The sequence below is a fragment of the Sporosarcina sp. ACRSM genome (genome assembly GCF_022346545.1).
Lineage (GTDB): Bacteria > Bacillota > Bacilli > Bacillales_A > Planococcaceae > Sporosarcina.
In genome coordinates this window covers 221,939-236,299 of record NZ_JAKRNU010000003.1, presented here as the reverse complement: position 1 = coordinate 236,299, position 14,361 = coordinate 221,939, and the positions used below count along the sequence as shown (strand labels likewise).

Annotated in this window: 9 protein-coding genes; 1 reads left to right on the top strand and 8 read right to left on the bottom strand. The window is 47.2% G+C overall.

Translation table 11 applies throughout. From position 1 onward, the window contains the following. Positions 1 to 14 precede the first annotated feature (14 nt). The 8 genes from MHZ95_RS06870 to MHZ95_RS06835 all read right to left on the bottom strand — a co-directional run bounded on the left by MHZ95_RS06870 (position 15) and on the right by MHZ95_RS06835 (position 13,249). Positions 15 to 1,991 (bottom strand): hydantoinase B/oxoprolinase family protein, encoded by a 1,977-nt coding sequence (locus MHZ95_RS06870; RefSeq protein ID WP_239389863.1) that lies wholly within the window; start codon positions 1,989 to 1,991, stop codon positions 15 to 17. Positions 1,992 to 2,003: 12 nt separating this feature from the next. After that, complete coding sequence (locus MHZ95_RS06865; RefSeq protein ID WP_239389862.1) at positions 2,004 to 4,043, bottom strand: hydantoinase/oxoprolinase family protein; 2,040 nt, start codon at positions 4,041 to 4,043, stop codon at positions 2,004 to 2,006. A 101-nt stretch (positions 4,044 to 4,144) separates the two neighbouring features. After that, positions 4,145 to 5,617 (bottom strand): APC family permease, encoded by a 1,473-nt coding sequence (locus tag MHZ95_RS06860; protein WP_239389861.1) that lies wholly within the window; start codon positions 5,615 to 5,617, stop codon positions 4,145 to 4,147. 82 nt (positions 5,618 to 5,699) lie between these two features. Then, positions 5,700 to 7,055, bottom strand: a complete 1,356-nt coding sequence (locus tag MHZ95_RS06855; RefSeq protein WP_239389860.1) for an aminotransferase family protein — start codon at positions 7,053 to 7,055, stop codon at positions 5,700 to 5,702. 363 nt (positions 7,056 to 7,418) lie between these two features. After that, positions 7,419 to 8,609, bottom strand: coding sequence for an acyl-CoA dehydrogenase family protein (locus tag MHZ95_RS06850; protein WP_239389859.1), 1,191 nt, complete (start codon positions 8,607 to 8,609; stop codon positions 7,419 to 7,421). A 16-nt stretch (positions 8,610 to 8,625) separates the two neighbouring features. Continuing rightward, complete coding sequence (locus MHZ95_RS06845) at positions 8,626 to 9,792, bottom strand: saccharopine dehydrogenase family protein (RefSeq protein WP_239389858.1); 1,167 nt, start codon at positions 9,790 to 9,792, stop codon at positions 8,626 to 8,628. 24 nt (positions 9,793 to 9,816) lie between these two features. After that, entirely contained in the window at positions 9,817 to 11,295 is a 1,479-nt protein-coding gene (locus MHZ95_RS06840; protein WP_239389856.1) for an aldehyde dehydrogenase family protein, read from the bottom strand. Positions 11,296 to 11,734: 439 nt separating this feature from the next. Next, complete coding sequence (locus tag MHZ95_RS06835; RefSeq protein ID WP_239389853.1) at positions 11,735 to 13,249, bottom strand: DHA2 family efflux MFS transporter permease subunit; 1,515 nt, start codon at positions 13,247 to 13,249, stop codon at positions 11,735 to 11,737. A gap of 188 nt (positions 13,250 to 13,437) precedes the next feature. On the opposite strand from MHZ95_RS06835, the gene MHZ95_RS06830 reads away from it, so the two are divergent. Beyond that, positions 13,438 to 14,340, top strand: a complete 903-nt coding sequence (locus MHZ95_RS06830; protein ID WP_239389851.1) for a TetR/AcrR family transcriptional regulator — start codon at positions 13,438 to 13,440, stop codon at positions 14,338 to 14,340. The last annotated feature ends 21 nt before the right edge of the window (positions 14,341 to 14,361 follow it).

Below are 14,361 nucleotides of genomic sequence, written 5' to 3'. Positions count from 1 at the left end.
CATTTCACTTGTAATTAGCTCCAGTGAGGAACCATTCTTTCTTCCAGCATTTCACGGTATTGTTGCGTCGATTTCGGCAATACCTTTTTCTGTTCATGATCAAATACAACCCCATATCTTCGAATCAAATCATACGAATCGACTGCCCCGTCCAAATACAAGCTTTCCACCTTTTCGATATCCTGGCGCAACCACGCTTTCCGGTTCTTGCGGATGTTAGCCCGAGCAAGGACGGTCGCTTCTTGATCAATTTTAAAAAGGTCTATATCTTTATCAATCTCTTTAATGACGACCCCATAATCTTTTTCCGCACGCTCAATGGAGACATATTCGTCAATCACGTCCTCCAAGACAGCCTCCGGATCTCTTTCCAAAGGATCCCCGAGACCGCCGCCACCCGCTGAAGGCCTGACGAATGAATCACCACTTTTCACTTTGACATTGGAAAAGATGGCACCGAGAAATTCCTGATCAGCCGTATACGGATTCAACCAGGCTCCATGTGGAGAGGAAGGCAATCCTCCGGAAATTCCCCATGTCACCGATCGGGAACGGTCACAGCAATAGGACATGACGGTATCCGCCACAGCTGTCAATGTTCCACCTTTTTCAACCCCGCAGCCGCCTCGGTATTCTCCCGGTCCGCCCGAATCGGTTATAATTTCATGCTTCGTCGTGATAACCGGCGATAGCCTTTCCTGCCCTTCGCAAGGCTGGATACTTAACCCGACCCCGAATACAGGAGACATGGCATTGGCCCCGTCGCGTTTATGGCGGCCGCCATGTCCACCCGCCATCCAGTCATACCACATGAAGTAATTCTTTTGCTTTTCTCTCGTATCCCAACCGCCGATGAGTAAGTATTCCAAGTTAAAAGAACAGGCTAATGCTCTTTCCGGAATGATCGCGGACCATAATTCAAAACAGGCATTCATGATTTTTTCATAGGCACCTGAACAGAAACCTGTCACCGCGATTGGATAAGGCGCATTGACGACTGAATCTTCAGGTAAATGAACGTGCACGACCCGATAAAATCCAGAATTCAACGGAATATCCGGGAAAAAGGTTTTGGTCCCCGCATACGCTGCGGATAGCGATGCTCCGAAACCTGCGTTCAAGAAACAACCGATATAGGCGTGTGATCCACTTAGATCATAAAATACTTCATCATCTTTAATAGTCATTTTCACATGGATCGGAATCAATCCATCCCCCACTTCCGGATCCATATCAATGTAATCTGTCGTTTCCCATGTCCCATCCGGCAACCCTTTCATATGCGCTCTCGTTAGCCGTTCCACATATTCTTGTACTTCATCGAAAGCGGTTAAAACCGTTTCAATCCCATACTTGCTAATTAAAGCTGCTAGCTGCGTTTCCCCTACTTTGGTCGCTTCGACTTGCGAACGAAGATCTCCAAGCCGTTCTTCAGGCACACGCATATTGGCAACCAGCATATTCGCTACATCTTCCAAATAAACACCTTTGCTATAAATCCGGAGTGGTGGAATCCGTAGACCTTCCCCAAAATGGTCTTTCGACTTAATATCGAATGATCCGGGAACGGAACCGCCCATATCCGCCCAATGCCCATTCACTTGCATGAAGGCAATGACTTTTCCATCATGAAAGACAGGCTTAATGACTCGTGTATCATTGAAATGCGTACCACCCCGATAAGGATCGTTGATTAAAAATACATCGCCGGGATGAATATCATCTTTGAAGTCTTCGATAATCGCTTTGGCAGTCAAATGCAATGTACCGACATGGACGGAAATATCTTGTGTCCCCTGCATGACCGTATTTCCTTCCGCATCGCAAATAGCCGAGCTGAAATCGCGATTATAGATGACAAACGAATAGCATGTTCTGAGGATTTGTTCCGACATCTGATCCACTAAATTCACAAACGCATTTTTCAATACTTCAAATGTCACCGGATCCAGTTTACTTTGAAAGATTGGTTGAGTTGAAGTTGTTGTCATGCCCATTCCCCCTTATGATTTCGTGTATTGAATGATGATGTTCCGATACTCGTCCGTTTTCGCTGTGAATTGCGGTGGGATGACAATGGTGGAATCGAGCTGATTAATAATTGCTGGCCCTTCCAATTCCACTCCCGTCGGCAAGTCCGCACGTTGATAGACGGTAGTCTGTACATACCCCTCAGACTCTTCAAAATAGACAGGGCGTTCTTCGATGAATGCCGATTCCAATGTCCCTTGTACAATTTTCTTTGGCAATTCCGGTTTTTCCACGACACCGATGGCTGCTACACGCAGACCATAGATCTCTACATTTTGATTGGCATCGGAAAATGCAAATTCGCGTTCATGCTCCCTGTGGAACTGGAATAGCGCATCGTCCATCGACTTCAATTCCCGACCGATTGTAATCGCTAATGATCTCCATTGCCCTGCATATCTCATATCAACGTAACGAATGAAGTTCATGTCTTCCTGTGCAATTCCTTCTTCCTCCAATAGCGCTTTCCCCTCTTTTTCCATCGATGAAAATTCCGCTTCCAGCGCTTCCAATGACATGCTTTTCGCATCTGCTAAAAATGTCTTTGTAATATCATGTTGAACGTCCACCATCAAACAGCCCATGGCAGCCGCAACGCCTGAATAAGGAGGAATGATCACGTTCGGAATATCCATCTCTTTCGCCAAATAGGCACTGTGCAGCCCACTGGCCCCACCAAAAGCAACGAGTGCAAAATCACGTGGATCATAGCCCCTCCGCACCGATATTAGACGCAACGCATCACACATATTCGCATTGGCCACTTTCAAGATGGAATTGGCCGCTTCCGCCGCTTCAAGATGGAACGGTTGACCGATACGTTCGGAAACTGCTGTTAAAGAAGCTTCCTTATCCAAGTGCATCAGCCCATCCAACAACTTCGTATCCAATCTTCCGAGCACTAAATTGGCATCCGTATTTGTCGGCTCCGTACCACCAAGCCCATAACAAGCAGGCCCCGGTTCAGCTCCTGCACTCTGCGGACCATTCCGTAAAGAACCGCCTTCGTCGATCCAGGAAATACTGCCCCCGCCAGCCCCGATCGTCAAGATTTCAATACTTGGAAACCCGATCGGATAGCCATATTCGATCGACCAATCTTTCGTAATCCTCAATTCTCCCTCATACATCAGGGAAATGTCCGTGCTCGTCCCACCCATGTCAAATCCGATGGCATTTTTATAACCGCATAATCCCGCAATGTATTTACTGGCAATCGCTCCGGCAGCAATTCCAGAACTTGCAAGTCTAGCGGCATAACGCGGTACCGTTTCCGATGTCATGACACCGCCGCCCGAGTGCAGAACGAGGATATCGCCTTCATATCCCACCGCTTTCATTTCGCCTTCCAGTTTTTTAATATAATTGCTCACGGTCGGCCCAAGGACTGCATTGACGATAGTCGTACTCATCCGATCCGTCTCGAAGATTTCAGGCAAGATATCATTGGATGCGCAAATATAGACATCGCCAAGTTCTTCCTGCAGAATTTCCTTCACTTTAGCTTCATTTCCACCATTGACATACGCGTTGATAAAACAGACAGCAACGGATTCGACGCCACGCTTTTTCAACTTCGCCCCTAAGGCACGCACTTCTTCCACATCAATCTCTTCCAAGACATTCCCCGCATAATCGATCCGTTCTGTCACTTCAAAACGATCGCGGCGTTTAATATACGGCGGTGCGACATCATTGTATGCATCCCATAGATCCAGCCTTGTCCCATCACGTATTTCAATGACATCCCGGAAACCTTTCGTAGTGACAAGCGCTGTCTTCGGTAATTTCCGCTCAATCAAAGCGTTGGTCCCAACGGTTGTCCCATGGGAAAATTGCATAATATCTTTCCCGGATACCCCTGTCTTTTTGATCCCTTCGAGTATTCCTACTTCAGGTTCTTTCGGAGTGGAGGATACTTTCGTGATCGCAATTTCTTTCCTTTTTTCATCAAACACAAACACATCCGTGAACGTCCCACCTACATCGACTGCAAAACGATAATCTGTCAATAGATTCCTCTCCCTTTTCGGTCTATTCACACTGCAAATTAGTTACAAGAAAAAGAAGTTAGAACTCAATTCTCTTTCTAACTTCTTTTTGACTTCATCTATCAGCTATACATTTCGCCCACCTTATCACGATCCTTAATGTCCTTTTCAGATGGGATATCCTCTTCTTGAAGGACCCGCTCCACCTCTGCATCCAAATGCGCATTGGCATTCGCCGCTCCGTATTTGCTCATCGACGTTTTGTAGAAGACCGCTCCCAATAGGACCCATACAAAGATGATCACCCACTCGTACGGCCAAATAAGTGCTGACGGCATCCCCGGCATGTACAAAATGGCCATCCCTACGGACATCAGTAAGGCAAGCCAGCCGATTGTCGTGCCTCCCCGAACACGGAATGGCCGCCTCAACTGCGGCCGTTTTTTCCGAAGAATGATGAATGACAAAGCGACCATCAGCCAAGCGACGACCAATGCCAATCCACCTGCATCGACGAGCCAAACGAGAGCAGGCCTTCCAAACAACGGCGCTGCAGTCGTCAAAACCGCAATCAACAATATCGCCCTATGAGGCGTCTTATATTTCGGGTGCAACTCCCCAAGCGACTTCGGCAGCATTCCCGCTTTCGCCAGTGCATAAATTGCACGGCTCCCGCCTACGTAAAAACCGACCCAACTTGATAAGATCCCTCCGATACCGCCGATGACGAGGATATTCCCCATCATCTTACTGCCTCCGAAAGCTTTTGCCATCGCATCCGCCGTCACCAATGTAGAACCCGAAATTTCCGAAGGCGTCATCACCATGGAAACACCAAAGATAATCAGGACATACCAAGCAACTGCCATCAGAACGGAAAACACCAATAATTGACCGATCCGCTTACGCGGCAAATTGATTTCCTCTGCCGCTTGCGGAATGACATCAAATCCGACAAACATGAAAGGCGTCATGATCAGCACAATCATCAAGCCCGCCATCCCATTTCCAAAAAGCGGTTGCATATTTTCAATGTTTCCAGCCACCGAGCTGCCTGTAATCAATAACACACCTGAAACGATGATCAATAACGTCAAAATCGTCATGACGATACTTGTCAGTTTCATGCCTCTGTAATTGATCCAGGCAATCAGGATGGAGCCTGCTATACCGACGCCCGCCCATGTAGCGGTAACATCCCAGCCTGCAATCGTATACATATACCCCTTCCCATATCCCGGGAACAAGTAGTCAAAAACGGTCGGAAGTGCAACCGCTTCAAACGCAACAACGGAAACATATCCGAGGATAATTGCCCAGGTCAGAATAAAAGAAGGTAATCGTCCCATTGCGGTGTAGCCATAAAATAACTCCCCTCCCGCTAACGGAAGGGCTGCAGCCAATTCGGCATACGTTAATCCGACCAAGACAACAAGTAACCCACCAATAAGGAAGGCGAGAATCGCTCCTAACGAACCTGCTTCCATTACCCATAGACCCGCCGTGACGACCCAGCCCCAACCGATCATCGCCCCGAATGCAAGTGCAAGCACATCCCGATTCCCTAAAACTTTCAACAGCTTCTGATCTTCCACTCAATCCCACCCCAGTTCCCATTCATTCCAGTGCTAGAATTGGTATTCCCTTGGTTGAAGACTTATATGATTCTGATGCTGTTTATGAAAGTTTTACCGATTGGCTTTCCAGCTCCTGCTGAACGGCAAGCACAGATTGACGTAATCTTTCAATGAGGGTATCGATCTGCTCTTTATTAATGATGAGCGGCGGCGAAAAACAGACAATGTCTGTTCCATCGTAAGTGACCCCTCGGCAGATGACTCCCCGTTCATGCAATGCTTCGATGACTCTTGACGTCACTTTCAAATCAGGTGAAAAACGGGTATTCGTTGCAGGATCTTGGACAAATTCAATTGCGCCAAGCAGTCCGACCGCACGAACATCCCCGACAATCGCACTTTCCGCTTTAATCGATTGAAGACCCTTCAGGAATTCTTCACCCATCAGACGGGAATTTTCCACAAGCCCTTCATTCTCCAAAATCTCAATATTTTTCAACGCGACAGCCGCGCCTGTCGCATGTCCGCTATACGTAAACCCGTGGAACAAGACCCCTTGTGACTTTTCTTTCAGCACTTCATGAATTTTATCCGAGACGATGACGCCGCCAAGTGGGAAGTACCCACTCGTCACTCCTTTAGCAAAGGACATCAAGTCCGGTTCAACACCCCAGTTTTCAAGTCCGAACATCGTTCCCGTCCGTCCGAAACCAGTGATCACTTCATCTGCCATAAACAAAATACCGTACTCATCGCAAAGTTTACGCACCTCTTTAAAATAATCGCTCGGTGGAATCAACACGCCGCCGGCTCCTTGCACCGGTTCTGCCATAAAGGCGGCCACGTTCTCCGGTCCTTCCGCCTCGATAACTTCCCGAATCGATTGGATCGACGCAGCTGTTCCGATTTCATACGGTGTTTTCGCATGGGCAAAGCCCGTCAGCATATGACCTGCCATATCCCAAAATTGCGGAATCCCAGTTGCACTTGTCGCACCGGCTGTCACGCCATGGTAGCCACGGTTCAGTGAAATGATTTTATTACGTTCGGGCTGCCCCTGGATTTTCCAATAATGCCGAATTAGTTTGATAGCGGAATCATTGGATTCGGAACCTCCCGATGTGAAAAACACCGCATTCAAACTGGGAGGGGCAAGATCAGCAATTTTTTTCGCTAAACGGATAGCAGGCTCATTGCTGAACGTTGAAAAAGTAGAATTAAAAGCAAGTTGCTCCATTTGTTCCTTTGCCGCTTCCGCAATCTCTTTGCGACCATGTCCGACATTGACATTCCAAAGTGATGCCATCGCATCGATGTAAACGCTTCCTTTTTTGTCGGTCAAATAGATACCATCGCCTTTTTCAATAATGAGCTTTGGCCCTTTTTCCTGCTGTTCCATAATGGAAGTCGTCGGGTGAATAAAGTGCTTCTTGTCCAGTTCGATTAATTCTTTCATGTTCTTCTCCCCCTCGTTTGTTTGGAATTATTTTTGGGCATTAAAAATGGCCAGCTCAAAAAAGATCACGGACGACCGTAAATCCATTTGAACTGGCTTTTACCTGCGGAGAAAAATCGGGATTCGATTTTCGACAGGTTAGGCAGCATTGTCTTTTCTCCATCTTCATCATGTGCGGTGAGCGTTTATCTTTATTCAGCTGAATAAAGATAAAGCCTCCGGCGGATGTCGCTTCAACATGACTCATTGTTTATACTCTATAACATATTTTATTAATTGTAAATATTTAAAATTGTCGAATGATAGGATTTAACTAAGTAATTTTCGACATTCACAAAAAAATCTATGTGATTCCCTTTCCTACTATTCAAACGGCCATTCCGGAAGCATTTGGTTCAACGGCTTATCTTCCCGATAGCCGAGTACATATTCCGCCTGCATAATCGTGTGGATTTCGCGCGTCCCTTCGTAAATGACGGGCGCTTTCGAATTACGTAGGAATCTTGCAACCGGATAGTCGTCTGAATAACCATAAGCACCATGAATTTGGAAGGCATCGTCCGCCGCTTTGTTGGCAAAATCGCATGCTTGCCATTTCGCAAGTGAGGTCTGGCGCGTGTTGCGTACCCCTTTGTTTTTCATTTCGCCTGCGCGGTAGACAAGAAGTCGGCTCATCTGATAGCCCGCTTCCATATTGGCGATCATTTGTTGAACGAGTTGGTGTTTGCCGATCGCTTTGCCGAATGTTTCGCGCTGATGGCAATATTTCACACTTTCTTCCAAGCACCCCACAATCAACCCGACAGCTCCCGCCGCTACCGTGAATCGGCCATTGTCGAGCGCAGACATGGCAATTTTAAATCCTTCCCCTTCTTTCCCGAGCAGATTCTCCGCCGGAATCCGCATATCTTCGAAGAACAGCTCCCCGGTATTGCCCGCGCGAATACCATATTTCCCTTTGATCGCCTTGGAGGAGAAGCCCGGTGTTGTCCGTTCGACGATGAACGCACTGATACCGGCGTGTTTTTTCGATTTATCCGTATAGGCAAAAACAAGGAAATGATCTGCCACATCACAAAGGGAAATCCATGTCTTCTGCCCGTTCAATACATAATGATCTCCATCGCGGACTGCCGTCGTCGCCATCGCTGCGACATCCGAGCCCGCGCCGGGTTCCGTCAAACCGAAAGCACCGATTTTCTCGCCTTTCGCCTGCGGAATTAAATATGTTTGCTTCTGTTCTTCAGTTCCCCATTGCATAAGCGTCATCGAATTCAATCCGATATGGACAGACACAGCCGTCCGAAATGCTGTATCACCGCGCTCCAATTCCTCACACAGAATTGCGAGCGAATTATAGTCCATGCCGCTGCCGCTGTATTTTTCTGGTATACAAACGCCCATGAATCCGAGATCCGCAAGCTTCTTCCAAATCGCCGGATCAAACCCGCCTTCCGCATCCCACTTCTGGATATGCGGCATGATTTCTGCATCGACGAACTGACGGGCTGTTTTCCTCAACATCTGCTGTTCTTCGGTAAAACTGAAATCCATGCCACTTCCTCCTCTATTAGGCCGATGAATCCCTTGCCTCCACGTGCTCCACGATGACAACACCGCGCTTTTTCATCTCCTGTATATACAATTCCCCCGGTACGATTTGTTCCGGTGGATGGACGCCGCGTTTGGTAATCATGCCATTGCCGATCATCTGCGCAACGACCGAAATGGTATTGGCAGTCGCGCGCGCCATCGCGGTTTCATTGACCGTCTGATCTTTTTCTGTAATTAGATCATATTCATAGGTGACAGGGTTCCCGTTCTTAATACCACTAACGATAACCCGAAGCAAAACGACATCCGACTTATCGCCAAGACGCAACTGAGGCGATAAAAGCTCACGCATCACGTCACGGATTTTTACCGGTCTACCGTCTATCATCACTACCTTATTCCGTGACAATAAACCGAGATCGACGAGCAACTGGAATTTTTCCGCATGCCCTTTATAACGGATCGTTTTGTATTCAAGCATTTCGACGTTTGGGAACGATTTCGTCAAGGTTGATGTGCCGCCCGAGGTATGAAACGCTTCCAATTCACCGTACTGATCAAAATAAATTGGCTCCACTTCAGACAAAGACGGTACTTCCAACAATTGACCGTTCCGGATGACATGAGATGGGTCCGTGTAATGATCAAACACCCCTTCTAACGAAAAGACGACATTGTAATTAAGGGGCGGTTCCGGATTCACCGGTATCCCTCCGACATACAACTTGATGGTCTTCACTTGATCAAGTTTCCCGGCTCCATACCCCGTCAAGATATTGATCATCCCCGGCGCAACGCCCAAATCTGGAATGATGGTGATCCCTTTCGCTTTCGCTTGCTCCGCCAACGCAAGAACCGCATCCGTCGCCCCTCCGATATGACCTCCCAGATCAATGGAATGGACACCGATATCTACAGCAATACGCGCCACTTTTTCATTGAATGTATAGAACAACGCATTGATGACTACATCCCCAAGTCGCATCACATCGCGTAATTGCACATCATTTTGTGCATCCAACCGCAAAATATCGAGTTTATCGGATAGAAGTTCTTCCGCAAAATCCTCTGCCTGCCTGACGTTTAAGTCCGCCAAATAGACTTTGTCGACTTCTTCGCTTTTCACAAGATCGCGGGCAGCCTCTTTCCCCATCAATCCTGCGCCAAGTATGACTACTTTCATATCCTCAGCCCCTTACATCGCGAGTTAGTCCGTGTCGATTTGTGCCCGTTGTAATTTGCCACTATAATCCACGTAAATACTCTTCCATTCCGTAAAGACATCTAATGCCGCAACACCCGAATCCCGATGGCCATTCCCCGTCCCTTTCGTCCCGCCGAACGGCAGATGGATTTCAGCCCCCGTCGTTCCCGCATTGACATAGACGATACCCGTATCCAGATCACGCTGCGCTCGGAATGCTTTGTTAATATCACGAGAGAAAATGGAACTTGAAAGACCATATTTCACACTGTTATTCACATCAATCGCTTCATCCAAATCAGCCACTTCAATGAGTGAAACGACCGGACCGAAAATTTCTTCTTGCGCGAGACGACTATCCCACTTCACATCTGTGAATAAAGTCGGTTCAACATAATGGCCTTTCGCAAGCGCGCCCTCCGTCAATAGTCGGCCGCCCGCCAGCAGTTTCGCCCCTTCTTCTGTACCGATGCGGATATAACTTTGAACCTTCTCCAGCGCTTGTTGATTAATTATTGGGCCGACTTTTACCGATTCATCCAAGCCATCGCCGATCGTTAAACCTTCCATCGCTTCTACCAGCTTTTGTTCCAGTTCTTTCTTCACGTCTTTATGGACAATGACACGGCTGCATGCTGTACAGCGTTGCCCCGCCGTTCCAAATGCACTCCAAAGTATCCCTTCCACCGCAAGATCGATATCAGCATCCTCCATGACAATGACCGCGTTTTTCCCGCCCATTTCCAGCGACACTTTTTTTAGATGGCGTCCGCCCAGTTCTGCAACATGGCGACCCGTCTCCGTCGACCCGGTGAACGAAATGACCCGAACGTCCGGATGCTCGATCATTGCTGTTCCCACCTCGGATCCAGATCCAAAAACAATATTTGCCACGCCGCTAGGTAAACCCACTTCGTCAAAGATCAATGCCATTTCATAGGCCATCATCGGTGTTTCGGTTGCCGGTTTCCAGATGAACGTATTGCCCGCGACAATCGCCGGGAACGATTTCCATGTAGCAATCGCTACCGGAAAATTCCAAGGTGTGATTAATCCAACGACCCCGATCGGTGCACGGACACTCATGGCAAACTTATCCTGCAATTCGGACGGAACCGTTTCTCCAAACAGGCGCCGTCCTTCCCCTGCCATATAAAATGCCATGTCGATCCCTTCCTGGACTTCTCCACGCGCCTCCTCGATCACTTTCCCCATTTCCTTCGTCAACACTTGTGCTAAATGTTCTTTCCTTTCTTTCATAACACGACCAATTTCATATAAAAAGTCTGCGCGCTTCGGTGCGGGGACGAGCACCCACTTTTTCTGCGCTTTCTTAGCTGCTTGCACCGCAAGATCAACATCTTCCTTTGTCGACAACCTCACTTCTGCTAGCTGTTCACCGTTCGCTGGATTGATCACTGCCGTATAGTCTGCGCCTTCCGTACTTTGCCATGAACCTCCGATATAATTGTTCAGTTGCATTGCTCCGTCTCCCCTCTTAAAGCGTCATTTTTCCGAAAATTCCTTTACTAAAATAATTCGACATTTCCTATGAAATTCCTTTCCCTCTTCTTAAGTATATGTATCTCACTGTTTGCCAATGATAGCTCTTTCAAGGCAGAACAAAAGCGCAGGGCGCCTGCTTAGACGCGACAGGCATAAGACGGAATTAGGAAGGCAGTCTAAGTTCGCCGCGTCCTGAAAAAAAGTGCCTTAATTTCTGCAAAGGACGCAGAAATATGGCAAATCGAACCCTCCGCTGTTCGATTGGCAACGACTGCATGACCCACATCCTGTGGGCCCAAGAGGCGCTTTTTGCCTCACAGCCAAAACGACTTATGACCCGAGCGTCTGGCGACCGGAGCCTAGACGATGAAAAAGCCTTGGAAAGACTATCGCTTCCCAAGGCTTTTTCAATCAATTATTTTTCATTTCCCTCCGACTGAGCAAATGACTTTTCGCGAGTCGGTTGCGTGACACGTTTCACAAAGAACGTTAACACCAAAGCAACGAGCGCGACGATTGTCGAAATGAAGAACGAGAATTGAATGCCGTCCAACATCGCTTGTGCACCAAGTTGCTCTTGCAATTTCGCGAGCCCCTCGGCAGTTGTCGGTGCGTTACCAGAAGCTTGTGCTTCCGCAAACATTTTCGCTCCCGTCGATTCCATCCGCTTCGTCATAATCGTCAACAACACAGCTGATCCGATTGCACCGGAAACTTGCTGTAACGTGTTATTCATAGCCGTTCCATGTGGATTCGATATCATCGGCAACTGGTTCAACCCATTCGTCATAATCGGCATCATGACCATTGAAATACCGAACATCCGAATCGTATAAATGAACATTATATAGTAGTAACCGGAATCCATACCAAGCGTACTTAAATAGTATGTCGAAACGGTGGTGATGACGAGACCGATAATCGCTAATATCTTCGGTCCGTATTTATCGAACAGTCTTCCCGTAATCGGCGACATGATTCCCATAAGGACAGCACCCGGTAGCATCAAAATGCCAGAATGGAACGGTGAAATCCCCCGGATCGTCTGGACATAGAGTGGCGTCAGAATCATTCCTGAAAACATGGCAATCGATAAGACGATCGAGATGGCAGATGATAGGGCGAACATCGGGTACTTGTAAATCCTGAAGTCAAGCATCGGGTCATCCATGCGCAATTGACGAACGATGAATAGAACGAGTCCAATCACGCCCGCAATGATCGTCCCATAGACAAGTGGATGTCCCCAGCCCATGTTCTCGTCCCCTGCCGAACTGAATCCGTATAGCAGACCGCCAAAACCGATACTCGATAGAACAAGGGAAAACAGATCCAACTTCATATCACGGTTCGGTGTAATATTTCGCAGTTTGAAAAACGCATAGATGAGCGTCAAAATGGCAAACGGTAAAATGATACCGAAAAGGGTGCGCCATGTGTAATGTTCGACGATCCAACCGGATAGCGTCGGCCCGATTGCCGGTGCCGTAATCATGACGAGCCCGAAAATCCCCATTGCCGTTCCGCGACGTTCAATCGGAAATGCCACGAGCATGACGTTCATCAGCAACGGCATCATCATGGCAGATCCCGCCGCCTGGACCATCCGGGCGGCAACCAATATCCCAAATGATGGCGCCAACATGGCAAGAAGCGTCCCAAGAGTGAACAGCGTCATCGCTGTCATGAACAACTTCCTATTTGAGAATTTCTGTACGAAGAACGCACTTGCCGGTATTAATATACCGTTGACCAACATATACCCTGTCGTCAACCATTGGACAACAGCCGGCTTCACTGAAAACTCATCCATGATGGTCGGTAATGCAATGTTCAACAATGTATTATTTAATAAAGCAACGAATGCGCCGATGAATAAAATCGCAATCATGCCATATGGCGGCTTTTCGTGCATTTGTTTTATATCCATATGATCCCTCCATATTACATTTCATATATCCTGCACTCTTAATATTTGAACCTCTCGTTCACTACTTGAAACATTTTATACTCATGGTATAAAAAATGCAAATAAAAAATTTCCCACCTCCAAATTCATTGATTTCACAAACTTTCCTAGATAAAATAGAAGTATACTATGAGTACAAGGGTGATTATATGAACGAGCGGAAAAGACAGGTTTTATTGACAGCGCAGCGAATTTTTATAGAGAAAGGGTTCGCTTCTACGTCTGTTCAAGATATTTTGGATGAATCCGGCATTTCCAAAGGAACGTTCTATAATTACTTCACTTCCAAAAACGAATGTTTAATGGCGATATTGGATCACGGATGGGATGAAGCTGAAGTAAGAAGGCGCGAATTACTGATCGGACAAGACCGAACAGACAAAACAGTCTTGGCGAAGCAAATCATCGTTAGAATGCAGGTCAATCACGAGAAAAATTTATTACCTATTTTTGAATCGATTTTTCATTCCAATGATCCTGAACTTAGAGCTTTTGTGAAGAAAATGCTGTTAGTCGAATTTACATGGTTAGCGGATAGAATTGTGGATATATACGGGAAGGAGGCCGAACCTTATGCCGCTGATTGCGCGGTCCTCCTCATCGGCATGCTTCACCAAATGTTACGTCTTCGCTCCCGCCACGCTGAAAAAGAACTAGATGTCGAAGCACTTGTGCAATATGTCATCCGGAGAATCGACTCCATCGTTCCCGATATGATTCAGTCAAAAGATGCACTATTAGAGAATGGAATTTTCTTCGAATTAGGGGCTCCCCTAAAAGAACAAGCTATCTCCAAAGAGGAATTGTTGGAAAAGCTTTCGGGATTTCTTGCGTTGCTTGGAGATGACGGACAGCCCGTCAACAAACAGTATGTCCAATTTCTGTTGGATGAATTACGTTCCGAAAATCCACGCATCTTTGTTTTAGAATCCGTTGTCCAATCGTTCCGCAAGGCTTTCGTCGGGACTTCGCATGCACCGGAAGCCCATGAGCTAGCGAATGATGTCTGGCACCAGATAGACGCTCTCAGAAAAGATGACACATCTATGTAATCCATTGAAACTTTTCGAACA